We start from the raw sequence: 26718 nt of genomic DNA, 5'->3' as shown, positions 1-26718 counted from the left end.
GTCAGGCTCCGAACAGCCGGCGCCGCAACGCCGCGGCGTTGCCGAAGATCCTGATGCCCAGGACCACGATGATCGCGGTGGACAGCTGCGTCCCCACGCCGAGCTGATCGCCGACGTAGACGATCAGCGCGGCCACCAGGACGTTGAAGACGAACGACACCACGAACACCTTGGCGTCGAAGATGTTCTCCAGGTAGGCGCGTAACCCGCCGAACACGGCGTCGAGCGCGGCGACGACCGCGATGGGCAGGTAGGGCTGGATCACCTCGGGCACGCTGGGGTGGAACACGACACCGATCACGATGCCGATGACCAGGGCGACGATTCCGATCACTGCAGTCCTTTGGCGAAGGTCAGGTCTCGCACGGAGCCGGCGGGTAGGGTCAGGCCGTCACCGGCGGCCACGGTCACGCCCACGCCGTAGGAGGCCTCGAGCAGCCGCAGGCGCTGCAGGCCCGAACTGCGGTCGAAGGCGTCGGCCATCCCGTGCGGCGGGCCGACGGCGACGACGGCGTAGGGGCTGCTGATGGGTTGATTGTCGACCAGGATGCCGCCCCCCGCTTGGCGGATCGTCACGTTGGGCCCGATGCGCACACCGCCGACCGAGATCGCTTCGGCTCCCGCCAGCCACAGTGAGTTGACCACCAGCTGCAGGTCGCGGTCGAGGATGACCTGCCTGCTGCCCTCGACCCGCTGCGTGGCCACGTCGGTCAGATCGCGGGTGACGCCGGGATCGGTGACGGTGACGGTCAGGCCGGGCCCGATGACCGGGGTGGCGGCCGCGGCGAAGCTCGCCTCGTCGAGCTGGCTGAGCAGCTGCCGGCCCGTCGCATCGCCGGCGAGGCGGCTGCGCCGCAGTGCATCCGCGGAGGCGGCGAGGCTGTTGCGCTGCGCGGTCAGCGCGTCGGTGGCGGCTTCGGCGGCGCGCACGCTGGCGACCAGGACCTGCTGGGATTCGCGCACGCCGGGCGCCGTCGCGCGCGCCTGTGACCACGCCAGCGCGAACACCGTGGCGACCAGCGCCGCCGCGACCAGCTGCCACCACCGGTCGGTGCGCCCGCGCGGCGACTGCGCGGCCGCGGCATAGCCCGGGTCGAGATGCTCGGACAGCAGGGAGCGCAGCAGCGACGGCACCGGGATCAGCGTCGGCGCCCCCGCCCGGTGCGCGTTGCGCCCCGACGACGGGTCGAAGCCGCCCAGCTGGGTCACGACGCCCGCACCCCGGTCCCCCCGGGCCTCGAGGTCGGCATGGACCGCACGACCATGCCGACCTGGATGAGGTAGAGCACCCCCGACCACAGGTACATCGCCGTGCCCCAGATCACGAAACCCCACCCGAACGCCAGCACCGGCGGCTGCCAGCCCGCATCGCCCTGGCCGAGGAGAACCAGCGGCAGGCCGGACATCAACGCGAACGTCGCCGCCTTGCCGATGTAGGTGACCGGCAGTGCGGTCAGCCCGCGGCTGCGCAGTAGCGGCAGCGTCGTCGCGAGCACGACATCGCGGCCCAGCAGCGTGAGCACCAGCCACCACGGCACGATTCCGGCCAGCGCCAGCGCGATCGGGATCACGACCATGTAGATGCGGTCCACGGCAGGATCCAGCAGAGCGCCCAGCCGCGAGGACTGGTTGTCGAACAGCCGGGCGATCTTGCCGTCGGCCCAGTCCGACGCGCCGCTGAACATCAGCACCGCCACCGCCCAGCCGGTCTGGTGGGTGACCAGCAGCAGCACCAGGAACACCGGAACCAGGACGAGCCGCAGCACCGACAACACGTTCGGGATCGTCAGCACCCGGTCGCGCGGTGCCGGGGTGTCCCCCGGTTCGGACCCGCGAGCCATGCGTAGAACCTAGCGGAACACCCCGGGCAGGCTCAGCGCCGACAGGGTGTCGTCGTTGAGCGGGTTGTCGTGCACCATGTACGTCCACGTCGATGTCGGGCGCGCCAGCTTGGACAGATCCACCCCGGGCTCGTCCTCGATGGACGGCGCGGTGTCGAAGGTCTGCTGGGCGGCCTCGATCGCGTCGGCGGCCAGCGACCCGAACGCATCGACGGCGAGGCGGTGGAATTCGTCGAGCGGGTTCTGCCGCCCCAGCGCGCGCAGGTGGATGCTCTCCCGGATGTCGGCCAGGTAGGCCAGGTGATCGGCCCAGCCGCGGTCGAGGTGGTAGAGCATGATCAGCCGGCAGATCTTGGTCAGCTTCTCCTCGCCGCCCTCACCCAGCTCCTCCAGCAGGCTCTCGTAGCGCTGCGGGGACAGCGCGGCGAGTTCTTCGCGCGCGGTCTCGGTGCGCAGCAACGCATCTCGGCGTTCGACGAGGATCGCGCGCTGCTGGGCGATCAGCTGGTTGTAGCGCCAGGTGTTGGCGTGCACGTCGAGCAGCCTGCCCTCGGCGACGCGCTGGGCGTGTTCGAGCAGGGTCGCGGCCTTCGGGCTGAGCACCTTGCCGTCCGAGTCGCACTCCAGCGGCAACTTGCCCGCGTCGAGGTGCGAGACCACCACGTCGTCCTCCCAGCTGGAGAAGAACACTGTGGAGCCGGGGTCGCCCTGGCGTCCGGCGCGCCCGCGCAGCTGGTTGTCCAGCCGCTCGGTGTGGTGCCGCCCGGTGCCGATGACGTGCAGCCCGCCCAGTTCGGCGACGGCATCGTGGTTCTTCTCGTCCGAGCCGCCCAGCCGGATGTCGGTGCCTCGGCCGGCCATCTGGGTCGACACCGTGACCGCGCCGAGCTGGCCGGCCTCGGCGATGACGGCGGCCTCCTCCTCGTCGTTCTTGGCGTTCAGCACGACCGCGGGGATGCCGGCCTTGACCAGCCGCCGGTGCAGGTCCTCGGATTCGGCGACGTCGCGGGTGCCGACCAGGATGGGCTGGCCGCTCTCGTGGATCTCGGTGATGTGTTCGAGCACCGCGTCGTTGCGCGCCGCAGCGGTGACGTACACGCGGTCGGGTTCGTCCTCGCGGATGTTGGGGGTGTTCGGTGGGATCGGCGAGACGCCCAGCTTGTAGAACTGCCGCAGCTGTTCACCGGCGGCCAGCGCGGTGCCGGTCATCCCGCACACCGTCGGGTAGCGGTTGATCAGCGCCTGCACGGTGATGGTGTCGAGCACCTCGCCGGTCTCGGTGGTCTCGATGCCCTCTTTGGCCTCGACCGCGGCCTGCAGCCCGTCGGGCCAGCGCTGCAGCGTCGCGATGCGGCCGCGGGAGGCGTTGATCAGGTGCACGGCGTTGTCGCGGACGATGTAGTGCACGTCGCGCTGCAACAGCACGTGCGCGTGCAGCGCGACGTTGATCTCGGTGAGTGTCGTGGCGACGTGTTCCTCGGAGTACAGGTCGATCCCGCCGAGCTTGGCCTCGATCTTCTGCGCGCCCGATTCGGTGAGGTGGACGTTGCGGCCCTCGGCGTCGGTGGCCCAGTCGACGCCGTCGGTGAGCTCGCCGACGTACCGGATCAGGTCCAGGCGCGGGGCCTCGCGATGGCTGGTGCCGGCCAGCACCAGCGGCACCAATGCCTCGTCGACGAGGACGGAGTCGGCCTCGTCGATCAGCGCGACGTCGGGGTTCGGGGACACCAAATCGGCGACGTCGGTGACCAACTGGTCGCGCAGCACGTCGAAGCCGATCTCGTTGACCGAGGCGTAGGTGACGTTGCACTGATAGGCGGCGCGCCGTTCGTCGGCGGTGGAGTCGGCGGTGATCCAGCCGACGGTCAGTCCCATGGCCTCGATCAGCGGCGCCATCCACTCGGCGTCGCGGCGGGCCAGGTAGTCGTTGATCGTGATGACGTGCACGCTGCGGCCGGCCAACGCGTAACCGGCGGCGGCGATCGCGCCGGAGAGCGTCTTGCCTTCGCCGGTGGCCATCTCGACGACGTCGCCGGCCAGCATCCGCTGCGCGCCGAGCAGCTGCACATCGAAGGCGCGCAGGCCGGTGGCGCGTTCGGAGGCCTCCCGCGCGATCGCGAGGAACTGCGGGATGTCGGCCGAATCGGCGAGATCCTCGAGCTGCAACAGCGTGGCCGCCTTGGTCAGCTTCTCGTCGTCGAGATCGGCGGCCTTGGCGTCGAAATCGGCAGCCGCCCGGACCTGGTCCATCGAGCGGCTCTGGTTGCGATCCGTGCTGGCTCCCAGGAGCTTCCAGAAGCGTCCCGACAAGCGTCCGCTCGGCTTCTTCGACGGTGCCGTGTCCTTGGCAGCATCGGCGGCCGGGGACGACGTCTTCGATGAGGTGCGTGCCACATGATCACGGTACGCGGGAGCCCTCGGATTCCCCGTCGTGACTCCCGCCCACCCGCAGATCCCGATGCCGATCCCCGGTGCGCGCGGCGTGCGCGACGACGCCGCCGGCCTGCGGTAGCTTCGCCGCAGACCGGGCCGTGCGGAAGGGGGGCGCGCACCGTGGACACCGACACGTTCGTGCCGACGCTGGACTGGAGCCGCGAATGGCTCAATTCGGCGATCTGGGTGGCGACGACGTTCGTGGTGACCGCGCTGTGCCTGGTGGCGGTGCTCGTCATGCTGGGCCGCTTCACCGAGTGGGGGCGTCAGTTCTGGCGTGTCACCCGCGGGTACTTCACCGGCCCCGGCAGCGGGAAAGTCTGGGCGGTGGTGGCGCTGCTGCTGCTGTCGGTGATCATCTCGGTCCGCATCAACGTGCTGCTGACCTACTACGTCAACGACTTGTTCACCGCATTGCAGATCGCGTTCTCCTCGGGCCCGGACCGGTCCAGCGGCATCGCCGGATTCTGGGCGACGATGGTGGTCTTCGCCGTGCTGGCCGCGTGCTACATCGTGCGCCTCCTGCTCGACATGTACGTCACGCAGCGGTTCATCATGCGGTGGCGAATCTGGTTGAGCAGGAAGTTCATCGACGGATGGCTGGGTGAGCTGGCCTACTACCGGGCGCAGTTCGGCAGCCGGCCGATCGACAACCCCGATCAGCGCATCCAGCAGGACGTCGACGTGTTCACCACCGGGGTCGGCGGGGACACCAACAATCCGATCTTCACCTCGGGCAACACTCTGCTGTTCGGCGCCGTGGAGGCCGTGCTGTCGGTGCTGTCGTTCGGGGTGATCCTGTGGCAGCTGTCCGAGCCGCTGACCGTAGGCGGGCTGACACTGCAGCGTGCCCTGTTCTGGATCGTGCTGGTCTACGTGCTGGTGGCCACCCTCGTCGCCTTCGCGATCGGGCGACCGCTGATCCGGTTGAACTACGTGAACGAGTTGCGCAACGCGGGCTTCCGGTACGCGCTGGTGCGGGTGCGGGACGGGGGCGCGGCGATCGGGCTCTACCGAGGCGAAGCCGCCGAACGCACCGTGCTGGGCCGGCGCCTGGATGCGGTGATGGACAACTACCGGCACTGGTTGAACCGCATGATGCTGTTCTTCGGCTGGAACGTGTCGATGAGCCAGGCGATCAACCCGCTGCCGTGGCTCGTGCAGGCCCAGGGACTGTTCGCGCAACGCATCTCGTTCGGCGGTGTGTGGCAGTCGTCGAACGCGTTCGCCGCGATCCACGACAATCTGTCGTTCTTCCGCAACGCCTACGACCAGTTCGCCAGCTACCGCGCGGCCATCATCCGGCTCGACGGGCTGGCCGACCAGAACGCCCGGGCGGGCAGGTTCACGCCGGTGTGCCCGTCGGACTCCCCCGACGGTCGCGTGGAGGTGTCGGGGGTCGCGGTACGCCGGCCCGACGGCAGCCCGCTGCTGCACCCGCTCGACGTCGCCCTCGAACCCGGGGAGTCACTGGTCGTCACGGGGCCGTCGGGCATCGGCAAGTCGCTGCTGATGGCGAGCCTGGCCGGGGTGTGGCCCTACGCCTCGGGCGAGGTACGCCTTCCCGGTGGACGCGACGGGGTGATGTTCGTCCCACAGCTGCCCTACCTGCCGTTGGGTGAGCTGCGCACCGTGGTGGCCTATCCCCAGTCGCCGGACACCTTCGACGACGCGGCCATGCAGGCGGCGCTGCGCGATGTGGCGTTGCCGCACTTGATGATCCGCCTCGCCGAGGCCCAGGACTGGGCCAAGGTGCTCTCGGTCGGCGAGCAGCAGCGCATCGCGTTCGCCCGGGTCCTGTTGGCTCAGCCGCGGGCGGTGTTCCTCGACGAGTCCACCTCTGCGCTGGACGAGGGACTCGAGGAGATACTCTACCGCCTGATACGGGAGCGCCTGCCGGACACCATCGTGGTCAGCGTGAGTCACCGTGCCACCGTCCACCCGATGCACGATCGCCGGCTTTCCCTGCTCGGCGACGGTGAGTGGCGGCTGGAGCGACTCGCACCATCGGGTTGACGGCTCCGCAACGCCCCCAGCAGTTTCGCGCGGTACCTTGCCCGCATGGAGGAAATGTTCACCCCGACGCTGGACTGGGGCGATCAGCTGTGGGTCTCTCTTGCCTGGATAGCCAAGGGGTGGCTGTACGCCGCGGTCGCGACGCTGGTCGTGCTGCTGCTCGTCGGCCGGTTCACCACGTGGGGTCGACAGTTCTGGCGCATCTCGGGCGCGTACTTCACCGGCCGCGACAGCATCAAGGTCTGGGCCTACCTGGCGGTTCTGCTGGCCTCGGTGCTGATCAACGTGCGCCTCGACGTGCTGTTCACCTACCAGAGCAATGACCTTCTGACCAGCTTCCAGGTGGTGGTCCAGGGCCTGACCTCGGGCAACGAAGAGGTCAGGCAGTCCGGCATCGACGGGTTCTGGTCGACGATTCTCATCTTCAGCATCCTGGCCACGCTGTCGATCACCCAGCTGCTGCTCGACATGTACCTGTTCCAACGGTTCTGCCTGCGCTGGCGCGCCTGGCTGACCGACCGGCTGACCGGCGACTGGCTGAACGGCCGCGCCTACTACCGGGCCCGGTTCATCGACGAGACCATCGACAACCCGGATCAGCGCATCCAGTCCGACATCGACATCTTCACCGCCACCAACGGCCCGCAGCCCAACCTGCCGTATTACGGCTCGAGCAACTCGCTTCTGTTCGGCGCGATCTCGGCCGTCATCTCGGTGATCTCGTTCACCGCGATCCTGTGGAACCTGTCGGGGCCACTGACCGTCGCCGGGATCACGTTGACGCACGCCATCTTCTGGATCGCCATCGGCTACGTGCTGTTCGCCACGATCGTCGCGTTCTGGATCGGCCGCCCGATCATCGGACTGTCGTTCCTCAACGAGAAGTACAACGCGGCGTTCCGGTACGCGCTGGTGCGACTGCGGGACGCGTCGGAGGCCGTCGCGTTCTACCGGGGTGAGGCCGCCGAGCGGTCCGGGCTGCGCCGACTCTTCGCCCCGGTCGTCACCAACTACCGGCGCTATGTGAACCGGTCGCTGCGCTTCAACGGCTGGAACTGGTCGATGGGCCAGCTCATCGTGCCGCTGCCCTACCTTGTCCAGTTCCCCCGCTTCGCGGCCGGGGAGATCCCGCTCGGCGCGCTGAACCAGTCGGCGTCGGCCTTCGGCGCGATCCAGGGCGGCCTGTCGTTCTTCCGCAATGCCTACGACATGTTCGCCGGCTACCGGGCCGCGATCATCCGTCTCGACGGCCTGGTCACGGCTGACGAGCAGGGCCGGGCGCTGCCGCACCTCGACGTCGCCGGCTGCACCGGCCAGAACGTCACCCTCGAGAAGGTCGAGGTGCGCACCCCGGACGGCAAGCAGTTGCTCAAACCCGTGGACCTACGCCTGGAGCCGGGCGAATGCCTGATGGTGACCGGCAAGTCCGGCACCGGGAAGACCACGCTGCTGCGCAGCCTGGCCCAGCTGTGGCCGTTCACGTCAGGCCGGTTGACCTACCCGATCGACGAGAACGAGACGATGTTCCTCTCGCAGATGCCGTACGTGCCGCTGGGCGATCTGCGCGCGGTGGTGTCCTATCCGAACAACACCGGCGACCTCAGCGACGACCAGCTCCGGGACGCGTTGCGTACCGTCGCCCTGCCGCACCTGGCCGATCGCCTCGACGAGGTCCAGGACTGGGCCAAGGTGCTCTCCCCGGGCGAGCAACAGCGCATCGCGTTCGCCCGCATCCTGCTGACGCGGCCCAAGGCGGTGTTCCTAGACGAGTCGACCTCGGCGCTCGACGAGGGCCTGGAACTCTCGATGTACGAGCTGGTGCGCACCCGGCTGCCCGACACCATCCTGGTCAGCGTCAGCCACCGCAGCAGCCTGCAGCGTCACCACACCCGGGAGCTGAAGCTGCTCGGCGAGGGCGCGTGGGAGCTCGGGGTGATCGGCGAGGAGCCCGCCCGGGTCTGACGATCAGACGACGGCGGCCGTGGCCCGGCTGGCGGCGTGCCGCCCCGCGCGGCGGCCGAAGAACGACCCCTCGCCCAACTGCGTTCCGCTGGCGTAGCCCACGCCGTCCTGCGCGATGTTCGATGCGCACGCCCCGGCGGCGTACAGACCCTCGATCGCGCTGCCGTCGGAGCGCAGCACCTCGCCGTCGATGGACACCTTCAGCCCGCCCATGGTGAACCCGGAGTACATGGCGCGGCCCAGGGAGAGGTCGAACGCCGCCCACGGGCCCGTGTCCTGCGCGGCGACGTACTCGGGCTGCTTGTGGAAGTCGGGATCCTCACCGCGCCCAGCGTGGGCGTTGTACCGGTCCAGCGTGGCGGCGAGGTTGCCCGCCGGGATGCCGAGCGCCTCCTCCATCTCGGCCACGGTCTCCCAGCCGTCGATGAACTTGATCAGCGGCATCTCGGGCATCTGCATGTGCGCCTCGTCGACGATCAGGTACGCCACCTGATCGGGCTGTTCGAGCACGAATGCCGAGGTTCGGGCGTGGTAGGAGTCCTCCGCGACGAACCGCTCGCCCTCGGCGTTGACGATCACGCCGGTGAGCAGGATCTCCGGCGGGTACGCCGCGGCGGTGATGAACAGCTGATCCATGTGGGTGGCCACGCCGCCGGCCGAGACGCCGAGCCCGATGGCCAGGCCGTCGTCGTTGGGGTTGCCCAGGATGTAGGGGGCGACGGTGCCGTGGTGCTTGGTCTTGCGTTCGGCTCCCAGCGCCGGGGTGTACTCCGCCACCAGCTCGGCGTTCATCGCGAAGCCGCCCGCGGCGATCACGACGGCCTTGGCCTTGATGTCGCCGGTCTCGCCGAAGTGCTTCCAGCGCACCCCGGCCACGGCGCCGTCGTCGTCGAGAACCAGCGCGGTCGCCCCGGTCTCGTACCGGAACTGCACGCCCAGCTCCTGCGCGCGGGCGACCAGCAGGTCGATCACCATGCCGGCGCCGCCGAGTTCGCCGGGTACGGGCACCGAGTGGCCGCGGGGCGCCGGGACGGCCTGCTCGCAGAACGGCCAGACCTTCTCGTTGCCCGTGTACGAGAGTCCCTCGGTGCCGGGCGGTACGACGACCTTCCCGGGGTAGTAGCTGCGCTCGAACTGGAAGCCCAGCGCCTCGAGCCAGTCGAAGTGCTCGACGCTGCCCTCGCAGTAGGACCGGATCTTGTCGTGCTCGGGGTCGCGGGACTGCGAGACCAGGTACTTGTACATCTCTTCGGGGGTGTCCGGATGGCCGGTGGCCTGCTGCACCGCGGTGCCGCCGCCGAGGTAGAAGTGACCGCCCGCCATCGAGGTGGTGCCGCCCGCGGCGGCGGCCTTCTCCAGCACGAGCACCCGCGCGCCGGCTGCGGCGGCGCTGACGGCGGCGCAGCCGCCGGCGATGCCGAACCCGATGACGACGACGTCCGTCTCGTCGGACCAGGAGGTGACGTCGGCTGCGCGGACGGTGTCGGGGATGGGCAAGCTCACTTCTGCTCCTGTTTGATGTGGTCGAAGAACGCGGCGAGGTCGTCGGGGATGTAGGCGATTTCGATGTAGGGCACGCCGGCGTCGGGGGCCTCGAGGTAGGCGAACCGCATGCCGGCCATGGTGCCGGCCATCGCGACCGGGGTGCCGTCGCGCTCGGCGGCGGCCACCGCGGCGTCGAACGACTCGAGGTCGGGTGCGGCCCGGCACACGTGGTGCAGGCCGGGACCGCCGCAATCGAGGAATTCGGTGTAGATGCTCTGCCCGCGCACCGGACAGATCAGCTCGAGCTGGGTGTCCCCCGCGTAGCTCAGCGCGACGTCGGCGACGTGGTCGGCGGGGCGGCCGCGGTAGGTGCAGGAGTCCGGCCCGAAGTGCACGCCCGCCATACGCACCCAGGTGCGAGCCCCCAACATGGCCGTGAGTGCCGCCTCGGTCGCGTCGAGGTCCCGCGTCACCCAGGCGATCTGGACAGGTGTCTGGTCAAGCATCGAGTCGAGAATATCGTCAGCCGACCGCCGGTGCTAGAACGCGTTCTATTTTTGGCGGGCTAACGACAACGCTGACCGCCGCGATGATCACTGCATGCGCACCCCGGCTCGTCTCGCCGCGCCCGTGCTGGTGTGTGCCGGCCTGCTCGCCGGCGCCATCCCCGCACATGCCCTGCCCGCCGAGGTCGACCTGACGGCATATCCGGCGGTCGATCCGGCGCCGTACCAGGTGTTCGGAGCCCATCCGAGCACCTCCGGGTGGATCTTTCGCACCCCCGCAGGCGCTCGGTGCCAGGACAGTCTGATCCCCGACCTCGGAATCGTCTGCTCCGGCCCGCTGGCGGGGACCGACGTGACGACGGTCTCGGTGTCATTGACCCACGAAGCGATGTTCAGCTCCGACATGGGGCCGGCCGGATCAACGCCGGGTTCCGAGCCGCCGCTGCTGCCGGTGGGCTCGCGTTTCGACGCGGGCAACGGCGTGGTGTGCGCCGTCCCGGACGCCGAGACGCTCGCCTGCCACGCGGCCAAGCCGGCGTCCTGGCCGGCTGACACCGCGGACCCGCGGGATCGCCACTACGGCGAGCACGGCTTCGTGACGTCGCCGGGCGGCAGTCGGGGTTACTGAGTCAGCATCTCGGTGAGCAGCTGCACCTGGGTGTCGAAGAGCATCGCGGGGTCGGTCAGGGTGTCGGCGCCGTACTGGCCGAATACCTCGAGGCTGATCGCGCCGACGAGTGCCGCCCAGAGCAGGAAGCTCCGGCCCAGCGTGGCATCGTCGAGCGTCACCCCGAACTCGGCCTTGAGTTTGCCGAAATCCGATGAGAGTGGTTGTGGCGCAGGCGTTGTGGGTCCAGCGATCGCGCCGGCGGCAACGGCGTCGTCGAGAATTCCGAACAGGGTCCCGATCACCCGGGTGCCGGGCCCGACGGTGCGTTCCGCGGGTGCGTGGTAGCCGGGCACCGGGCTGCCGTACAGCAGCGCCCAGCACGCGGGCTGCTCGAGCGCCCAGGTGCGGGCCGCGCGGGCGACGGCGGCCAGCTGTGTCCGCCAGTCCGGACCCGCGCTGCGGTGCGCTTCGTCGACCGCGTCGGCGAGTTCGGTGTAGGCGTCGATCAGCAGGAGCGTCAGCAGTTCGTCGCGGCTGGCCACGTAGCGGTACACGGCCGAGGACACCATGCCGAGGTCGCGGGCGACCGCCCGCAGTGACAACCCGGCGGCACCGTCGGTGATCAGGTGGCGTCGGCCGATCTCGACGATCCGCGCCTCGATCTTCGCCCTGCTGTCCTCGCGCTTGCCCACGGCAGCCAGTGTGGCACATCCGAGAGCACTGCTCTTGAATTTCAGCCGGGGTCGTGTCACAGTTTCGAGAGCAGTGCTCTCTGCGCCGACGATGAGGAGTTCCGACATGACCGACCGCCACACCGCCACCCGTTACGACGTCCCGGGGCCGAGCGCACGCGCGTTCAACGCTGCGATCCGATGGCTGGCCGAGAGAGGGGTCAGCATCCAGGGCAGCACTGCACTGCGGGTGCGGGGCCGCGCCAGCGGTGAGCCGCGTCAGGTGGTGATCAATCTGCTGACCGTCGACGGCCGCGACTATCTGGTCTCGCCGCGCGGCAACACCCAGTGGGCGCGCAACGTCCGTGCCGCGGGCGAGGTCGAGATCGGCTCCCGCCGCAACGCTCGGACCCGCCACGTGGCCGAGCTCGCCGACGACGCGAAACCGGCGCTGCTCCGGCGATATCTCGATCGGTGGTACTGGCAGGTCAAGGGCCACATCGGTGGGTTGACACCGGCCTCGACCGATGCGCAGGTGCGCGCGGTGGCGCCGTCGATCCCGGTGTTCGCGCTGTCGGATTAGGGCTGGGCGGAGACCGGCGTGATCTCGGCGGAGGCCGCCGAGATGATGTCGGCGCGGGCCTCGGCGCTGGCGGTCTGCCAGGAGACGGCGGCCGGGTAGGTGCCCCACGTGCTGTTGAAGACGCCGATCAGAACGGTGCGGCCGTCAGGCGTGGTGGTGTACACCGGCCCGCCGGAGTCACCTTTGCGACTGACCACGCCGTTCGCCATCGTGAACCACCCGTTGTTGACGGCCTCGACGGTGCCGCAGCTCTCCCCCGTCACGACGCCGAAGTGGCAGACCGGCATCCCGGCGACGGGCACCACCGCGGCATCGGTGACCAGTGCCTTGCCGCTCGGCAGCACGTTGTTGATGGTGGCCGACGGCAGCAGGTGGATGACCTCCCAGTCGGCGATCTGATGGTTGGTGTCGACGGTCATGCCGTCGGGGGTGTTGTCACGGAAGGAGCCCTGGGTGCCGATCACGGTGCCCGTCTTGTCGGTCACGGTGCCCGAGGCCCGGCAGTGGCCGGCGGTGAACGCGGTGCGGGTGGCAGGGTCGACGTAGCCGAGCGTGCACAGCACGGAGTCCTGGTGGATCTCCATGCCGGGGTGCACCAGCGGGTCGGGCTGCGCGCCGGCGGGGACGGCCGGCATCAGCAGCGCCAGCAGCGCGAGAACGGCGGACGACATGCCAACCGACATGCGATGACGCGATGACAGGCGACGCGGCAGTCTGTTCAGCACGGCCCCTCCACTCTCCCCGGGTGAGTTCTCGGCGACCGCCGCTCACGATGAGGAGGTGATTACCCCCGTGCGCTGACGGTGTAACTGGCTCATCGCGGGTCGATAACGGGGCGTTACACCCGCACGGCCGGCTCCGGCGGGGGGCGGGCCGGATCGAGCGTCAGGAATCGAAGCCGAGCCCCACCGCGTCGAGTCCGCGCAGCAGCAGGTTGCGCCGGCCGCCGTTGTGGTCGGCGCGGTCGAGTGACCAGCGGGTGGCCTGGATGCCGGCGCTGGCGATCGGCTCGGGGGGGAACGGCAGCGGCTTGCGGCGCACCATCTCCAGCTGGGTACGGGGGGTGGAGAGCCCGTCGAGCAGGTCGAGGCACACGTCGGCGGCGAAGCGGGCCGCCCCGACACCGAGGCCGGTGAACCCGTTGACGTAGGCGACCCGGCCGTCGCGCGCGGTCCCCCAGTGCGCGCAGAACCGCGTGTTCGTGTCGATCGCACCGGCCCACCGGTGGGTGAAGCGGACGTCGGACAGGGCGGGGAACGTGAGGAAGAAGTGCGCGGCCAGCCGGCGGTAACTGTCGGTGCGGTCCTCGTAGCTGGACTTGACCTTGCGCCCGAAGTGGTACACCGCGTCGTAGCCGCCCCAGACGATGCGGTTGTCCATCGTCAGGCGGTAGTAGTGGAACTGGTTGGCCGAGTCACCGATCCCCTGGCGACGCCGCCACCCGATGCGGTCGAGTTGGTCGTCGGTGAGCGGTTCGGTGGCCAGCACGTAATCGTAGACCGGCACGGTGTGGAGGCGGTTGCGGCGCAGCAGGCTGGGAAAGACGTTGGTAGCCAACACGATCTGTCGGCAGGTCAGCGCCGCACCATCGGTGTCGACGCGCAGTGCCGCCCCGCCGGAGTGGATCTGGCGTGCGGTGGTGTGCTCGAAGATCTCCACGCCGGCTTCCCGGCAGGCACGGGCGAGTTCGAGGGCCAGCTTGCCCGGGTTGACGATTGCGCAGTCCTCGGCGCTGTAGAGGCCGGCCAGATATGTCGGGGAGGCAACCTCGGCGCGCACCGCGTCGGTGTCGAGGAACTTCCCGTGATCGTCGGCGGCCGCCTCGGTGAGCCACTCCACCTGATACGGTTCGGTGGCCACCGTCATCATCCCGGTGCGCTGCCACTCGGTGTCCAGGCCGAATTCGGCGATCTCGGCGGCCATGCCGTCGAGGTTCTCGAGGCCCATCGCCTCGAGTGCCTCGATCTCGTCAGGCCAGCGCGCCTTCCCGTTCTCGTAACCGTGGGTCAGGCTGGCGTCGACGAAACCGCCGTTGCGGCCGGAGGCGGCCCACCCGATGCGGTCGGCTTCGATGAGCACGACTCGGCGGTCGGGGTGGCGGCGCGCGGCGTGCAGCGCGCTCCACAGTCCGGTGTAGCCGCCGCCGACGACCAGCAGGTCAGCGGTCAGCGGCCCCGACAGCGGCGGGTGATGCGGACGCTGGACCGACCCGGGGTCCAGCCACACCGAGCCCAGCGTGCTGCCGGCCAGGGACCGGTCCACGAGAGCGGGGTCGACCGGGGCGTCGAAGACTGTCTGCACACTGCGCAGACTACGGGCTGACATGGGCCTCGGGGAGCGCCCCGGGCTGGTCTGCCGGGCGCCAGCCGGGCGGACCGAAGACGTAGCCGAGCTTGTCGCGCACGCGGCGCGCCGCCCGGACGTCGCGACCGATCGCGGCGTACTCGCGGGTCTGCAACCGCCAGATGTTGAACGTGTGCACCGGCTTCGTGAGTCCGTAGCGCGGACGGAACACCTCGGGCTGGAAGGTCCGGAACAGCCGGTCCCACAGGATCAGGATGCCGCCGTAGTTGCGGTCCAGGTAGAGCTGGTCCATGCCGTGGTGCACCCGGTGATGCGACGGGGTGTTGAACACGAATTCGACGGGCCGCGGCAGCGTGCCGATCCGCTCGGTGTGGATCCAGAACTGGTAGACGAGGCTGACCGAGAAGCTGAAGAACACCATCCACGGCGGAACACCCAACAGCGGCAACGGAATCCACATCACGATCTCACCGCTGTTGTTCCACTTCTGCCGCAGTGCGGTCGCGAAGTTGAAGTACTCGCTGGAGTGGTGCGCCTGGTGGGTGGCCCAGATCAGCCGGACCCGGTGGGCGATGCGGTGATACCAGTAGAACAGCAGGTCCACCCCGAGGAGCGCGATCACCCAGGTGTACCACTGCGTCGCCGGCAGGTGCCACGGGGCCAGGTAGGTGTAGATCGCCGCGTACCCGAGCAACGCCAGGAACTTCCATGCGCCCATCGTGGCGACCGAGACCAGCCCCATCGAGATGCTCGCCCACGCATCGCGTGCCAGGTAGGACCCCGCGCCGGGCCGATCCTGTCGATCACCTTCTGTGACAACGTGTTCGAGCTTGCGGGCGGCCACCCACTCGATGACGAGCAGCAGCAGGAAGAACGGGATGGCGAACAGGACCGGATCCCGCATCGCGGGCGGCAGCACGGTGAGGAACTCCGCTGAGGCCACTCGAGGTCTCCTACCGGAAGCTCAGCACGTCGTCGCCCCAGGCCTGGCGAACCGGCGCATCGAGATCGTCGACGACCGCGTCATGCCTGTCGATCACCAGTGTGGCGCGCGCGCCGTCGTAGGGGCGCCAGTGCGGCGCGGCCGCCGGTGTGCCCGGAACACCGTCGCGGGCGAAGCCGGTCCACCGGGCCCGCATGCGCCGCGACACTTCGGCGCCGGCCGCGCGGCCACCGAGCGCGAACATCGGATCCTTGCGCCCCGCGCCCAGATTGCCCCATACGAAGGGCAGTTCGGTGGCGTGCGCGGCGGGCATCCGGAGCACCCGCAGCATCGGGGTCGCGAAGTCGAAGCGGTACAGGTACACGGGTGCGGTCGCCCGATGACCGTCGGCGAACCAGATCGAGGGCATCCGGAAGCCGAGGTCACTGGCCAGCCCCAGGCCCTTGCCCGCCCGCCTCCCGCGATACATGCCTTCGAGCTGCGCCCGCTCGGGCAGTGTCAGCTCCGGTTGTTCGGCCGCGATCTGGGCGAACATCGCCTGGATCGCATCGGCCTTGATCGGCAGGAGCGGCAGCTTCATGTAGCGGAACAGCGCCGCCTCGTTGCGGTTGGTGCCGATGATCAGCGGCACCGGGTGCGTCTGCCCGGTCTGGGCGAGCCGGATCGGATAGTCCGGCACCAGGTCGCGGTCGACGATCGGCGCGAAGGCCAGCCGGCCCGGGGTGCGCACCGGGACCTCGTTGAACACCGTGCGCGACGCCTCCACGATCGCCCCGATGGGCAGCCGGGCGAGCCGGGACAGTTCGTCACGGCCCACCCCGACGACGTCGAGGAACCGCGCCGCGATGCGGCCGGCCTGTTCGGCGTCGTAGGAGGAGGTCACCGGCGAACTCTGCGCGATCGCGGCGTGGAACAGCCCCTTGGCCGCAGGTGCACCGAGCAGTGTGGTCACCACACCGCCGCCGGCCGATTCGCCGAACAGGGTCACCCGGCCCGGATCTCCACCGAAACCGGCGATGTTGTCCCGCACCCAGGTGAGCGCGGCGAGCACGTCGCGCAGTCCGACGTTGGTGGCGAAGCGCTCGGAATCGGCATCGAGCGCGGCGAGCTCGAGAAAGCCCAGCGCTCCGAGCCGGTAGTTGACGGTGACCACGATGACGTCGCCGTCGGCGGCGAGCCGCCCGCCGTGATAGAGCGGCTGGCTGGCCGCACCCAGGATGTAGGCCCCGCCGTGCACCCACACCATGACCGGCTTGCCGGCTCCCGGTTCGGTGCCCGACGGCGCCCAGACGTTGAGGGTGAGGAAGTCCTCGCCCTGGGGAGCGCCGAGGGGAAGGGGAATGCGCGGGTCGGTCGGTTGTGGGCAGGCCGGCCCGACACGGGAGGCGTCGCGCGGTTCCTTCCAGGCGGTCGGTGGCACCGGCGCACGCCAGCGCAGGTCGCCGACGGGCGGGGAGGCGTAGGGGACCGCCTTCCAGGACGCGAACGTGCCGTCGTCGACACCGCGGACCGGCCCGTGAGTGGTGTCGACCACCGGATGACCACTCGCGGTGCTGCGGGTCTCGTCGGAGCGTGCTTCCGCGGTCATCTCAGTGGATCTCCTTCGATCGAAGGGCGCGTGGGCCCCCGGTACTCGCCCCGGTACGCCACTGTACCAGCGCTGCTCGGCGTCATCGTCCAGCTCTGCCGCTCAACACACCGCCCAGGGCCAGCAGGCTGATACCCGCCGTCACGACGATCAACAGCCCGACGCGCAACCCTGCCGCGTCGGCGACGACACCGACGATCAGAGGTGCGCCGAGGAAACCGACGCGCATCAGCCAGGTCAAGATCGTCAGACCGGTGCCGGCGCGCAGCCCGGGAAGCTCGTCGGCGGCGCGCATCGCTGCAGGCACCGCCGTCGCCACGCCGAACCCGGCCGCGGCGAATCCGGCGATGCTGCCCGGCACCGACGGAAACGCCAGCGCGGCGCCCATCCCCATCGCCGTGACCACCCCGCCGGCCCGCACCACGGCGCGGTCACCGAAACGGTCGACCAGGCGGTCGCCGATGAATCGCCCGATGCACATGGCGCCGACCAGGGCGACGTAGCCGAACGCCGCCACCGGCCCGGCGGCACCCAGGCCGTCCCGCAGGTACAGCGTCGCCCAGGAACTGCCGGCGTCCTCCACGGCGGCACCCGCGATCGCGATGCCGACCAACGCCAGCAGGACCAGATACACGGCCCCGCCCGCAGGAGCGGGGCCGCCGTGGCCGCTCGGACGGTCCTCGTGGTCGGGTCCGTGCAGCAGGAACGGATACGCCGCGGCCGCCACCGCGCAGAACAGTGCGGCTGAGAGGCCCAGGTGCACGGTCCGCGGCAGGTGCACGGCGATCGCGCCCGCGGCCATCAGCCCGCCCACCACTGCTCCCACCGCCCAGACGGCGTGCAGGGAGTTGATGATCGAGCGCCCGTATTGTCGTTGCAGCCGTAGAGCGTTCACGTTCTGCGCGACGTCGGTGATCGCGTCCGCGGCGCCGGCGACGAAGAGCGCCGCGGCGAGCGTGACGGCGCTGGGCGCAGCCGAGGCCATCACGATGAACCCCGCGAGGATCAGGGTGGTGCCGAGATTCACGCGGGCCGACTGGTAGCGCCGGATCAGCAGTGCCGCGGCGGGGCCGGCGATCAGGGCGCCCGCCGAGAATGCGGCTACCGAGCCGCCGAGCATCGCGTTCGACAGCCCCAGGTCGGTCTTGACCTCGGGCAGCCGCGGCAACAGGTTGGCGAACAGTGCACCGTTGGTGAGGAAGACGGCGCCGATCGCGATCCGGGCTCGCCGGTCGCGCGCCTGGCCGCCGTCGAGCGGGTGGGGCGCCATGGTGGCTGTGACCCTACCGGCGGACCGGGCGGTCGCTGCGACGCGGCCGTGCCGACGCGGCAAGATGGCGCGCATGTCCATGCCGATGCCCGAGGACCGTTCGTCGCTGCTCGCCCTGGCCGCCCGGTACGGCGTGGCCACCGAGTACCAGGACTGGTCGGGTCGCCACGTCGCCGTGCCCGACACGACGCTCGTGGCTGTGCTGGGCGCCCTGGGCGTCGCGGCGGGAACCGACGACGAGCGGACGGCCGCTCTGACCGCACACGACCGGGCCTACTGGGCGCGGTCGCTGCCCGCGTCGATCGTCGCGCGGGCGGCGACGGCGACGCCGTTCTGGGTGCACGTCACCCACGGCGACCCCGTGGACGTGTGGCTGCAGCTCGAGGACGGCACCCGTCGCGACGGTCTGCGACAGCTCGAGAACAACCGGCCTCCCTACGATCTCGACGGCCGCCTGGTCGGCGAGGCGACCTTCGAACTGCCCGACGACCTGCCGCTCGGCTATCACCGGGTGCACCTGCGGGTCGGCGCGTTCGACACCGCCGTGACGGTGATAGTGACGCCGTCGCACATCGCCACCCCGGTGCGCATGGGTGCCCGCCGGCTCTGGGGGCTGTCCACCCAGCTCTACAGTGTGCGCTCCGAGAAGTCCTGGGGCGTCGGCGATCTGACCGATCTGACCGATCTGGCCGTGTGGTCGGCGGGACAGCACGGCGCCGGCTTCATCCTGGTCAACCCGCTGCACGCGGCCGCCCCGACTCCGCCGATGGAGCCCTCGCCGTACCTGCCGACATCGCGCCGATTCGTCAATCCGCTGTACCTGCGCGTGGAAGCCGTGCCGGAGTACGCCTACCTGCGCCACCGCGGCCGGGTGCGGAAGGCGCACGCGCGGGTGCAGGCCCGCGCCGCCCGGGCGCACAGCATCGATCGCGACCGTGCATGGGAGGCCAAACGCGCTGCGCTGCAGAGTGTTTACCTCGTTCCGTTCAGTCGCGGCCGGGAGCTCGCCTATCAGGGGTACTGCCGGCGAGAGGGAACCCCACTCGACGATTTCGCCACCTGGTGCGCGCTGTCGGAACAGTACGGGTCCGATTGGCGCGCCTGGCCGGAGGAACTGCGGCACCCGCGCAGTGAGGCGGTCGCCGCGTTCGCCGCGGAGCATTCCGCCGCGGTCGATTTCCACCGTTGGTTGCAGTGGCTGCTCGACGAGCAGCTCGCCGCGGCGCAGGCCAGCGCGGTGGGTGCGGGTATGGAGGTGGGCGTGATGGCCGACCTCGCGGTCGGGGTGGACCCCGCAGGTGCCGACGCGTGGGCGCTGCAGGACGTGTTGGCCCTCGGCGTGACCGCGGGCGCGCCGCCCGACGAGTTCAACCAGCTGGGGCAGGACTGGTCGCAGCCGCCGTGGCGACCCGACCGGCTTGCCGAGGTCGCCTACGAGCCGTTCCGCGCGCTGGTGGCCGCGGCCCTGCGCCACGCCGGCGGCGTACGCATCGACCACATCATCGGACTGTTCCGGCTGTGGTGGATTCCCGCGGGCGTCGCGCCGACCGAAGGCACCTACGTGCGCTACGACTACGAGGCGATGATCGGGATCGTCGCGCTCGAGGCGTACCGGGCGGGTGCGGTCGTCGTCGGCGAGGATCTGGGCACCGTCGAGCCCTGGGTGCGTGACTACCTGCGGGACCGGGGTCTGTTCGGCACCTCGATCCTGTGGTTCGAGGCCGGTTCCGACGGTGCGCCGCTGCCGGCCGAGCAGTGGCGGCAGGCCTGTCTGTCGGCGGTCACCACCCATGACCTACCGCCCACCGCGGGCTATCTGGTGGGCGAACACGTCCGGCTGCGTGACGAGCTGGGCCTTCTCACCCGCCCCGCCGAGCAGGAATGGGCGGCCGACCGCGCGCATCGCGACGCCTGGCTCGCGGAGTTGCGCCGGGTGGGCCTGCTCGCCGAGCAGTCGGACCCAGGTGTCGTTGTCGATGTCGATATCGATGTCGATGAGGTTGTCATCGCGTTGCACCGTTATCTGGGCCGTAGTCCGTCGCGCCTGCTGGCGATGTCGCTGGCCGACGCCGTCGGTGAGACCCGGACCCAGAATCAACCCGGAACCACCGACGAGTACCCGAACTGGCGGGTGCCGCTGGCCGCGCCCGACGGCCGCCCGGTGCTGCTCGACGCGCTGTTCGACGACGCCCGCGCCGCGGCACTGTGCGACGTCATGCGCGCCGCGGCCGAGCTCCCGTGACCGTCACATGACACCGTCGGTCGCGGCGGCCTGTAACGCGGGCGGCCCCTGCAGCGGTTTCACAATCGTCACCGCTGCGATATGTTCGCACCGCGTCGCCGACCCGAGGAGAGAGTTGTCGTGAGAAAGCTCGCCGTGTTCAGCGGTGGCCTGGTGGCCGCCGGAACGATCGCCCTGGTCGGGGCCGGTGCCGCGCTGTCTCAGCCGGCGGGGGCGCCCAGCCCGTACAACGTGACCGGTGAGCAGTACGGTCGCGCGCTGGCGATCCTGAAGAGCCAGGGCATCAAGGCCTACTTCGGCGGTTCCCGGGGCAGCGTGCTGCCGCAGTCGGCGTGCCTCGTCGATCAGCAGAAGGTCACCAGCGGCGGCCGGATGCTGTTGTCGCTGGACTGCACGCAGGCCGCCGCCGACCAGATCAAGGCGCAGGGCCCGGTGGGCGGACCCACCGTCGGCGCCAACGGCGTGACCACCGTGACGCCGACGCCGGTCGTGCCGATCGCCGGGGCCCCCGGTGCCGGTGCTCCCGTCGCCGGAGCGCCGCAGCAGATCCCCGGCGGGCCGGCGATCCCCGGCCAGCCGCTGCCTGCCGGCTGAGCTGATTACCCGGGACCCACGGTCCCATCAACAGCGGTGTTCGTCGTAAACTCCTCGACATGCTGCGACCCCGCCGCGACGCCGCGACCGTCGACGACATCGATCCCGGGCCTGTGCAGATCCAGGCCCGTAAGGTCGATTTCGACGTCAGCGATGTTCCGCTGCACTGGATTCCGGGCCATCCGGCCGCCTCGCACGTGATCAGCGTGCTCAACCTGGTGCTGCCCGCGGGTGAGCGCTGGTTCGTGCAGACGTTCAACGAGGCGCTGCCCATGGTCACCGATCCGAATCTCGCCGACGACATCCGCGGGTTCATCGGTCAGGAGGCCACGCACGCCGACGTGCACGACGCGATCCTGCACGAGTTCATGGTCGAACGCGGCGTCGACCCGGGTCCGATCCTCGCGCAGGTCGAGCACGTCTTCTCCCGGGTGCTCGCGCCGGTCGACTCCGCCGACCCCGGCGTGCGCCTGAACCATCTCTGCGAGCGGTTGTGGCTCATCGCCGCGATCGAGCACTACACCGCGGTGATGGGCGATTTCGCGCTGAACTGCACCTGGGATGACCACGGTGCCGATCCCACGCTGACCGACCTGTTCCGCTGGCACGGCAGCGAGGAGGTCGAGCACCGCAGTGTCGCCCACGACGTCGCGACGTACTTCCACGACAGCTACCTGTCCCGCATCCGGGCGATGACGGTCGCGGCGTCCATGCTGTTCGTGTTCTTCCAGCGCACCGCGTGGTACCTGGTCAAGACCGACCCCGCGGTGACGGCGTCGTGGTGGGGTTTCAACCGGATGCGGATGCGCGACTCAAAGCTGGGCCTGCTGCCGCGCTACCGCTCGCTGTTCGGATCGAGCACTCTGACCTACTTCCGGCGCGGCTATTCCCCGGAGCAGTTCGGGTCCACCGCGCAAGCGGTCGCCTACCTGGCGAGCTCGCCGGCGGCGCGCGCGGCTCATCTGTGACGTCCGTGATCGGCAAGCATTACCGGCAGACGCCGCCCAGCGCATCGGGCCGCAGCCGCCACGACCCGGTGCTGGCGCTGGCCAGCGCGGGATTCGCGCGGTTGTTCTCCGTCACCGCGACGCGCCGGATCCGTCCGCCGAGCAGGCAGGGGCGGGCGACGCTGGCGCTCACCGTGCGCGGGCGGCGGGTGGTGGCCCACGATCAGGACGTCGTCGAGTTCACGCTCGGCGCGGCCGACGGCGCCGCGCTCCCCCGCTGGTATCCGGGTGCCCATCTGGACGTGCATCTGCCGAGTGGCCGGATCCGCCAGTACTCGCTGTGCGGCGACCCGGCCGAGTCCGGCGAGTACCGCATCGCGGTGCGCCGCATCCCTGACGGCGGCGGAGGGTCGGTCGAATGCCATGACGCCCTGTCTCCCGGCGCCGTGGTGCACACCCACGGCCCGCGCAACGCGTTTCCGCTGACGGTGCCCGGGCACGGATCCCCCACCCGCCGTGTGCGATTCATCGCCGGCGGCATCGGGATCACCCCGATCCTGCCCATGCTGCGGGCGGTGCGGCACCTCGGCGTGGAGTGGTCGATGATCTACACCGGCCGCAGCCGCGACAGCCTGCCGTTCGTCGACGAGGTGGCCGCCCTCGGCGCGGCGATCCGCACCGATGATGTGAACGGATTACCCTCGGCGGCAACGCTTCTCGGTGATTGCCGGGCGGGCACCGCGGTGTACGCGTGCGGTCCGGCGCCGATGCTGACGGCAGTGCGCGCGGCGGTGGTGGACCGCGCCGACGTGGAGTTGCATTTCGAACGGTTCGCGGCAGCTCCGGTGCAGGACGGCAGCCCGTTCGACGCGAGCGTGGCGTCGACCGGTACCACGATCGCCGTGGGTGCCGAGGAGACCCTGTTGGCGGCGTTGCAGCGGGCCGGGATCTCGGCACCCTACTCGTGCCAGCAGGGATTCTGCGGCACCTGCCGGGTCCGGGTCCTCGACGGCGCGGTGGACCATCGTGACACGCTGCTCACCGACCCCGAACGGGCGGCCGGCATGATGTTGACCTGCGTGTCCCGCGGCAGCGGACCGTTGACCCTGGACCTCTAATCCCGACCGTCGACCACGGCCTCGATCAGCGCATCCAGCAGCGGCAGTTGACTTTTGAGCAGTTTCACGCGCGCTGTCTCGAGGTCCCACCAGGCGACCCGGTCGAGTTCGGGGAACTCCGCCATCCGCCCCGACCGCGGCGGCCATTCCATCGTGAACGTGTTGCTGACGGCGGCGCTGACGTCGAGGTCGCCCCGCACCGCGAACGCCGTGACGACCTTGCCGCCGGACTGACGCACCGGCGGCAGCTCGACGCGCGGCCCGGCCGGCGCGGGCGTACCGATCTCCTCGGCGAACTCACGTTGCGCGGCCGCCCAGGGATCTTCGCCCTCGTCGTACTCGCCTTTCGGAATCGACCATGCGCCGTCGTCCTTGCGCGCCCAGAACGGCCCGCCCGGATGGCCCAGCAGCACCTCGAGCCCATTCTCCCCCTCTCGGTAGAGCAGGAGTCCGGCGCTGCGCGAGGGCTTGCGGGAAGACACAACCGACGATAGCCCGTGCAAGGATGGACGCGATGACCCGTCCCACGCGGCGCATGCTCACCTCGCTGTGGTCGGCGACCACCATGGTCCCGGTCAACAGCGGCGCCGCAGCCGCCTATCGCACGCTGTTCGTGACGGTCCGCCGCCTCGTTCTCGGGCGCCGGATCACCGTTCGCCTCGACGACGGCGATCTCGCGCTGACCGTCACGCGGTTCGATTCGCGGCTCGACGTGCGCGGCCTGGCGGTCGGCCAGCTCACCGACGTTCGTCTGGTCGCCTCCGACATCCGTTGGCAGGGTGGCGTTCTCAACACCGCAACCGTGATCCTGCACAATGTTCACGTGCGGCCGGGCGCGCCGCCCACGCTGGTGGCCGCCCCGGTGGAGGTGACGCTCGAGGTGCCGGCACCGATGGTGGACGACCTGTTCGGGCGGGCGGCGCCGCGGCTGGCCGGCGAGGTCGACGAGGACGGGGTGGCCCGCATCCGGTTCGCCCGCAGGCCCCGGTTCGGCCATGTCGAGGTCGATGTCGGCGTCGACGGTTCGACACTGTGGCTGCAGGCCCACACGGTGGCCCTGGGCACCAGGCGCTGGCGGCTGCCGGCGCGCACCCCGGCCTACCCGGTCAGGCTGCCCGAGCTGGCCCATGGCCTGACGCTGACCGGGGTCGAGTTCGCGCCCCGGGTGGTCCGGGTGACGGCCACACTGCCTCAATGGCGTGCTGAGCTCGACCGGAAACGCCTGGAGGACAGCATCACTCAGCTCAGCGTCGGCATGGTCTTGAACCTGACCCGGCTGGGCCGGTCGCGTTAGAGTCTGCTGTCGTGGTCGCTCACACCGGATACAGCCGCTACGTCGCCCTCGGCGACAGCCAGACCGAGGGACTGTGGGACGGCGACGATGCGGCGGGACTGCGGGGGTTCGCCGACCGGCTGGCCGAGCGGCTCGATGAGCTGCGGCCTGGTCTGCAGTACGCGAACCTGGCGGTGCGCGGCAACCAGATCCGCGATGTGGCGGACGTTCAACTGCCGGCAGCGGTGGCGATGGGCGCCGACCTGATCACCCTGTGCATAGGCATGAACGACATGACCCGTCCCGGAACAGGTTTCGAGCGGGCGCTGGCCCAACTCGATGAGGTGCACGGCGCGCTGGCGGCATCCGGCGCGACGGTGGTCACGACGACGTTCCCCGACCTCGCCCGGATCCTGCCGATCGGGCGTGTGCTGGGCAGCCGGGTCCTCGCGATCAACGAGGTGATCCGTTCGGCCGCCGCACGGCACGGTTTCGCGCTGGTCGACCTGTACCGGGCGCCGTCGATGACCCAACCCGACACGTGGAGCCCGGACCGGGTGCACGGTTCCCCGCGCGGGCACCAACTCTTCGCCGACGCGGCGGCTGAGGCGCTCGCCTTACCGGGCAGCTCCCCCGCCTGGGCCACCGCGGATCCGACGGCCCCCCCGCCGTCGCTGCGGTCGCGCGCCTACTCGCAGGCGCTGTGGACGCAGAACATGCTGATGCCCTGGCTGTGGAACCACCTGCGGGGCAGGTCGGTCAGCGATACCCGCGGTCCGCGACGGCCCGAACTGACCCAGCTCGTCGGCTGACCCGGGCTCAGATTCCCGTCCACGTCGTGTCGAGTTCATGCGCGACGTCGATGACCTTGGCCTTCTGCGACTCCGGGCTGTCGATCTCACCCGCGACGTGCGCCGCGATGAACCGTCTGATCTCGGCGTCCACACCGCCGATGATGCGCACCACTTCGCCCCGCAGCGATTTCGACGTCACATGGATCGCGATGTCGCTGGCACGCGGCTTCTCGACGTCGATGATCAGCAGCAGCGGTTCGGCGGCGCGGGCCACAGCGCGCAGCGAGATCTCGCCGAACACCATGAACCTGGGTTTGTCGATGCGCAGATCGACCACCATGTCGATCTCCAGCGGGATACGGATCGCGAACGTGATCTCCTCGGCCACGCGGCGGTTCACCCGTGGCGTCAAGATGCGCACCTTGGCCGTCACCTTGGCCAGCCGGCCCGGCCCCTGGGCGATCGGTCCCATCTCGAAGGCGTCGCCGGCGATCTGCCCGATCGCCTCGCCCACCCGTTCTTCGGTCACCGCGACCTCGAAGAACCGACGGCCGAACTCTTCGTAGCTCATGTACGTCGTGGCAGCGCGGGAGGTGGTGTCCATGGTCCTGCTACGTTCTCACGTTCGCCGCGCCGGAGGCGACAACACCGCCGTTCTGGGGCTCAGTCGGTGTCGGTGAAGATGCGCAGCCGGCTCAGCTGTGCGCGGGAGGCTCCGCGGGCCCGGTACTCCCCGATCAGGATCGCGGGGCGGTCGGCGGTGTGCACCCGAGCCACGACGGATCGACCGGAGCGGATTCGTTTGTCCCAGCGGGCACCCGAGAGCAGCCGGGCGAGGTCGGAGGCGGTCCGCGGTTCGTCGTCCCCGGCGGTCATCACCACGCCCGCGGTGCGGCGCCGCAGCCCCACCTCGTCACCGGCGCAGGCATCCTCGAGTACCTGCGCAAAGGCTGTCCCGGCGCCGCTGCCCGTGCCCTCGAACCCGCGTAGGAAGCCGACACTGCCGCCCACGCCCTGGTGGGTGGCCATCGCGCGACCCAAGGTCAGGCCGGCGGGCAACGCCCCGAAGCCGCCGCGCAGGAACCGGCGGATCATCGCGGGCAGTTCCCAGTAGGCGGACAGTCCCGCGATCCGGAGCCCGTCCGGGGTGTGTGCCATGTCGTAGCGGATGTACGTGGGCACGTGCATGGTCAGCGTCGGCGACATCCGCACCGCCAGGGTGAGGTCGCGCAGCACCGTGGTGCCGACAACCAGGTCGGCGTCGAGGTCGTAGGTGATCTCGCGTGGGCCGATGAACGTGTCGTAGAAGTGCCCGATCGCGGCGCGGCCGCGGTGGGGAGCCGAGCCGACGGGGTCCTCGACCCTGCCGTCGGCGGTGAACAGTCCGAGCCAGCCGGGGCGGTCGTGCGCGCCGGCGGCGGCCAGGGAACGCTGGGCGGCCGACAGGACGTCGGCACGCGATGAGGCCATACGGTTGCCTACCACTCGCCGGCACCGGCAGTCGACTGACCCCGCCGGCACAGGCACACTGGAGGCAT

The 26718-nt window shown here is 70.2% G+C and carries 25 protein-coding genes; 10 read left to right on the top strand and 15 right to left on the bottom strand.

Annotated elements, in window-relative coordinates; translation table 11 throughout:
- Position 1: 1 nt before the first annotated feature.
- From ACXYX3_RS13045 to secA2, 4 genes are read right to left on the bottom strand one after another with little or no spacing between them, the layout of a single operon-like run.
- Entirely contained in the window at positions 2 to 334 is a 333-nt protein-coding gene (locus ACXYX3_RS13045; protein ID WP_143818167.1) for a small basic family protein, read from the bottom strand.
- Positions 331 to 1209, bottom strand: a complete 879-nt coding sequence (locus ACXYX3_RS13040; protein WP_458611953.1) for a DUF881 domain-containing protein — start codon at positions 1207 to 1209, stop codon at positions 331 to 333. Before ACXYX3_RS13040 ends, ACXYX3_RS13045 begins: the two co-directional genes overlap by 4 nt.
- Positions 1206 to 1841: a CDP-alcohol phosphatidyltransferase family protein gene (locus ACXYX3_RS13035; protein WP_241206660.1), complete on the bottom strand. Its 636-nt coding sequence runs from the start codon at positions 1839 to 1841 to the stop codon at positions 1206 to 1208. The genes ACXYX3_RS13040 and ACXYX3_RS13035 overlap by 4 nt, the downstream gene beginning before the upstream one ends.
- A 9-nt stretch (positions 1842 to 1850) precedes the next feature.
- Positions 1851 to 4151, bottom strand: a complete 2301-nt coding sequence (secA2, locus tag ACXYX3_RS13030; RefSeq protein WP_241206701.1) for an accessory Sec system translocase SecA2 — start codon at positions 4149 to 4151, stop codon at positions 1851 to 1853.
- 243 nt (positions 4152 to 4394) lie between these two features.
- Here secA2 and ACXYX3_RS13025 point away from each other — a divergent pair, with 243 nt between their 5' ends.
- The gene (locus tag ACXYX3_RS13025) at positions 4395 to 6290 is read left to right on the top strand and encodes an ABC transporter ATP-binding protein/permease (protein ID WP_458611952.1); all 1896 of its coding nucleotides are present in this window, start codon (positions 4395 to 4397) and stop codon (positions 6288 to 6290) included.
- A gap of 54 nt (positions 6291 to 6344) precedes the next feature.
- Complete coding sequence (locus ACXYX3_RS13020) at positions 6345 to 8252, top strand: ABC transporter ATP-binding protein/permease (protein ID WP_458612075.1); 1908 nt, start codon at positions 6345 to 6347, stop codon at positions 8250 to 8252.
- 3 nt (positions 8253 to 8255) lie between these two features.
- On the opposite strand, the gene ACXYX3_RS13015 is transcribed toward ACXYX3_RS13020, so the two are convergent.
- Complete coding sequence (locus tag ACXYX3_RS13015; protein WP_458611951.1) at positions 8256 to 9755, bottom strand: FAD-binding protein; 1500 nt, start codon at positions 9753 to 9755, stop codon at positions 8256 to 8258.
- Entirely contained in the window at positions 9752 to 10243 is a 492-nt protein-coding gene (locus ACXYX3_RS13010; protein ID WP_458611950.1) for a VOC family protein, read from the bottom strand. Before ACXYX3_RS13010 ends, ACXYX3_RS13015 begins: the two co-directional genes overlap by 4 nt.
- 190 nt (positions 10244 to 10433) lie before the next feature.
- On the opposite strand from ACXYX3_RS13010, the gene ACXYX3_RS13005 reads away from it, so the two are divergent.
- Positions 10434 to 10871, top strand: coding sequence for a hypothetical protein (locus tag ACXYX3_RS13005; RefSeq protein ID WP_458612074.1), 438 nt, complete (start codon positions 10434 to 10436; stop codon positions 10869 to 10871).
- Here ACXYX3_RS13005 and ACXYX3_RS13000 read toward each other — a convergent pair.
- Complete coding sequence (locus ACXYX3_RS13000; protein WP_458611949.1) at positions 10865 to 11545, bottom strand: TetR/AcrR family transcriptional regulator; 681 nt, start codon at positions 11543 to 11545, stop codon at positions 10865 to 10867. The genes ACXYX3_RS13005 and ACXYX3_RS13000 overlap by 7 nt on opposite strands.
- A gap of 106 nt (positions 11546 to 11651) precedes the next feature.
- Here ACXYX3_RS13000 and ACXYX3_RS12995 point away from each other — a divergent pair, with 106 nt between their 5' ends.
- Complete coding sequence (locus ACXYX3_RS12995; RefSeq protein ID WP_458611948.1) at positions 11652 to 12107, top strand: nitroreductase/quinone reductase family protein; 456 nt, start codon at positions 11652 to 11654, stop codon at positions 12105 to 12107.
- Here the strand turns inward: ACXYX3_RS12995 and ACXYX3_RS12990 are convergent.
- The 5 genes from ACXYX3_RS12990 to ACXYX3_RS12970 all read right to left on the bottom strand — a co-directional run bounded on the left by ACXYX3_RS12990 (position 12104) and on the right by ACXYX3_RS12970 (position 18212).
- Positions 12104 to 12778, bottom strand: coding sequence for an Rv1815 family serine proteinase (locus ACXYX3_RS12990; RefSeq protein ID WP_458611947.1), 675 nt, complete (start codon positions 12776 to 12778; stop codon positions 12104 to 12106). The two genes, ACXYX3_RS12995 and ACXYX3_RS12990, sit on opposite strands and share 4 nt — an antisense overlap.
- Positions 12779 to 12992: 214 nt before the next feature.
- Positions 12993 to 14408: an NAD(P)/FAD-dependent oxidoreductase gene (locus ACXYX3_RS12985; RefSeq protein WP_458611946.1), complete on the bottom strand. Its 1416-nt coding sequence runs from the start codon at positions 14406 to 14408 to the stop codon at positions 12993 to 12995.
- A gap of 10 nt (positions 14409 to 14418) precedes the next feature.
- Positions 14419 to 15315, bottom strand: coding sequence for a sterol desaturase family protein (locus ACXYX3_RS12980; RefSeq protein ID WP_458612073.1), 897 nt, complete (start codon positions 15313 to 15315; stop codon positions 14419 to 14421).
- A gap of 49 nt (positions 15316 to 15364) precedes the next feature.
- The gene (locus ACXYX3_RS12975; protein ID WP_458611945.1) at positions 15365 to 16942 is read right to left on the bottom strand and encodes a carboxylesterase/lipase family protein; all 1578 of its coding nucleotides are present in this window, start codon (positions 16940 to 16942) and stop codon (positions 15365 to 15367) included.
- An 82-nt stretch (positions 16943 to 17024) separates the two neighbouring features.
- Positions 17025 to 18212, bottom strand: coding sequence for an MFS transporter (locus tag ACXYX3_RS12970; protein ID WP_458611944.1), 1188 nt, complete (start codon positions 18210 to 18212; stop codon positions 17025 to 17027).
- An 85-nt stretch (positions 18213 to 18297) separates the two neighbouring features.
- Between ACXYX3_RS12970 and malQ the strand changes: the two genes are divergently transcribed.
- From malQ to ACXYX3_RS12950, 4 genes are all read left to right on the top strand, one after another.
- Positions 18298 to 20454 (top strand): 4-alpha-glucanotransferase, encoded by a 2157-nt coding sequence (gene malQ / locus ACXYX3_RS12965; protein WP_458612072.1) that lies wholly within the window; start codon positions 18298 to 18300, stop codon positions 20452 to 20454.
- 120 nt (positions 20455 to 20574) lie between these two features.
- Positions 20575 to 21048: a hypothetical protein gene (locus tag ACXYX3_RS12960; RefSeq protein ID WP_458611943.1), complete on the top strand. Its 474-nt coding sequence runs from the start codon at positions 20575 to 20577 to the stop codon at positions 21046 to 21048.
- A 59-nt stretch (positions 21049 to 21107) separates the two neighbouring features.
- Entirely contained in the window at positions 21108 to 22016 is a 909-nt protein-coding gene (locus ACXYX3_RS12955) for a metal-dependent hydrolase (RefSeq protein ID WP_458611942.1), read from the top strand.
- The gene (locus ACXYX3_RS12950; protein WP_241206674.1) at positions 22013 to 23113 is read left to right on the top strand and encodes a PDR/VanB family oxidoreductase; all 1101 of its coding nucleotides are present in this window, start codon (positions 22013 to 22015) and stop codon (positions 23111 to 23113) included. The genes ACXYX3_RS12955 and ACXYX3_RS12950 overlap by 4 nt, the downstream gene beginning before the upstream one ends.
- Here the strand turns inward: ACXYX3_RS12950 and ACXYX3_RS12945 are convergent.
- Positions 23110 to 23595: an NUDIX hydrolase gene (locus ACXYX3_RS12945; RefSeq protein ID WP_458611941.1), complete on the bottom strand. Its 486-nt coding sequence runs from the start codon at positions 23593 to 23595 to the stop codon at positions 23110 to 23112. The genes ACXYX3_RS12950 and ACXYX3_RS12945 overlap by 4 nt on opposite strands.
- Before the next feature lie 32 nt (positions 23596 to 23627).
- Between ACXYX3_RS12945 and ACXYX3_RS12940 the strand changes: the two genes are divergently transcribed.
- Both ACXYX3_RS12940 and ACXYX3_RS12935 read left to right on the top strand, forming a co-directional pair.
- Positions 23628 to 24407 carry a hypothetical protein gene (locus ACXYX3_RS12940; RefSeq protein ID WP_458611940.1) on the top strand — a complete coding sequence of 260 codons (780 nt, stop codon included), beginning with the start codon at positions 23628 to 23630 and terminating at the stop codon, positions 24405 to 24407.
- A gap of 11 nt (positions 24408 to 24418) precedes the next feature.
- Entirely contained in the window at positions 24419 to 25198 is a 780-nt protein-coding gene (locus ACXYX3_RS12935) for an SGNH/GDSL hydrolase family protein (RefSeq protein WP_241206677.1), read from the top strand.
- Positions 25199 to 25205: 7 nt separating this feature from the next.
- On the opposite strand, the gene ACXYX3_RS12930 is transcribed toward ACXYX3_RS12935, so the two are convergent.
- Both ACXYX3_RS12930 and ACXYX3_RS12925 read right to left on the bottom strand, forming a co-directional pair.
- Positions 25206 to 25784, bottom strand: a complete 579-nt coding sequence (locus ACXYX3_RS12930; RefSeq protein WP_241206678.1) for a hypothetical protein — start codon at positions 25782 to 25784, stop codon at positions 25206 to 25208.
- A 59-nt stretch (positions 25785 to 25843) separates the two neighbouring features.
- The gene (locus ACXYX3_RS12925; protein WP_458611939.1) at positions 25844 to 26650 is read right to left on the bottom strand and encodes a nuclear transport factor 2 family protein; all 807 of its coding nucleotides are present in this window, start codon (positions 26648 to 26650) and stop codon (positions 25844 to 25846) included.
- Between the last annotated feature and the right edge of the window lie 68 nt (positions 26651 to 26718).

The sequence above is a fragment of the Mycobacterium sp. Panama NTM2 genome (assembly GCF_054355555.1).
The sequence above is the reverse complement of the archived record's forward strand: the minus strand, read 5'-3'. Positions and strand labels throughout refer to the sequence as shown.

Excerpts from the sequence above, each read along its gene's own strand:
- ACXYX3_RS12970 (WP_458611944.1), bottom strand. The coding sequence starts at position 18,212 with ATGGCGCCCCACCCGCTCGACGGCGGCCAGGCGCGCGACCGGCGAGCC.
- ACXYX3_RS12930 (WP_241206678.1), bottom strand. The coding sequence starts at position 25,784 with ATGGACACCACCTCCCGCGCTGCCACGACGTACATGAGCTACGAAGAG.
- ACXYX3_RS13010 (WP_458611950.1), bottom strand. The coding sequence starts at position 10,243 with ATGCTTGACCAGACACCTGTCCAGATCGCCTGGGTGACGCGGGACCTC.
- ACXYX3_RS12925 (WP_458611939.1), bottom strand. The coding sequence starts at position 26,650 with ATGGCCTCATCGCGTGCCGACGTCCTGTCGGCCGCCCAGCGTTCCCTG.
- ACXYX3_RS12940 (WP_458611940.1), top strand. The coding sequence starts at position 23,628 with ATGACCCGTCCCACGCGGCGCATGCTCACCTCGCTGTGGTCGGCGACC.
- ACXYX3_RS12990 (WP_458611947.1), bottom strand. The coding sequence starts at position 12,778 with ATGTCGTCCGCCGTTCTCGCGCTGCTGGCGCTGCTGATGCCGGCCGTC.
- ACXYX3_RS12995 (WP_458611948.1), top strand. The coding sequence starts at position 11,652 with ATGACCGACCGCCACACCGCCACCCGTTACGACGTCCCGGGGCCGAGC.
- ACXYX3_RS12955 (WP_458611942.1), top strand. The coding sequence starts at position 21,108 with ATGCTGCGACCCCGCCGCGACGCCGCGACCGTCGACGACATCGATCCC.
- malQ (WP_458612072.1), top strand. The coding sequence starts at position 18,298 with ATGCCCGAGGACCGTTCGTCGCTGCTCGCCCTGGCCGCCCGGTACGGC.
- ACXYX3_RS13020 (WP_458612075.1), top strand. The coding sequence starts at position 6,345 with ATGTTCACCCCGACGCTGGACTGGGGCGATCAGCTGTGGGTCTCTCTT.
- ACXYX3_RS13035 (WP_241206660.1), bottom strand. The coding sequence starts at position 1,841 with ATGGCTCGCGGGTCCGAACCGGGGGACACCCCGGCACCGCGCGACCGG.
- ACXYX3_RS12980 (WP_458612073.1), bottom strand. The coding sequence starts at position 15,315 with ATGCGGGATCCGGTCCTGTTCGCCATCCCGTTCTTCCTGCTGCTGCTC.
- ACXYX3_RS12975 (WP_458611945.1), bottom strand. The coding sequence starts at position 16,942 with ATGACCGCGGAAGCACGCTCCGACGAGACCCGCAGCACCGCGAGTGGT.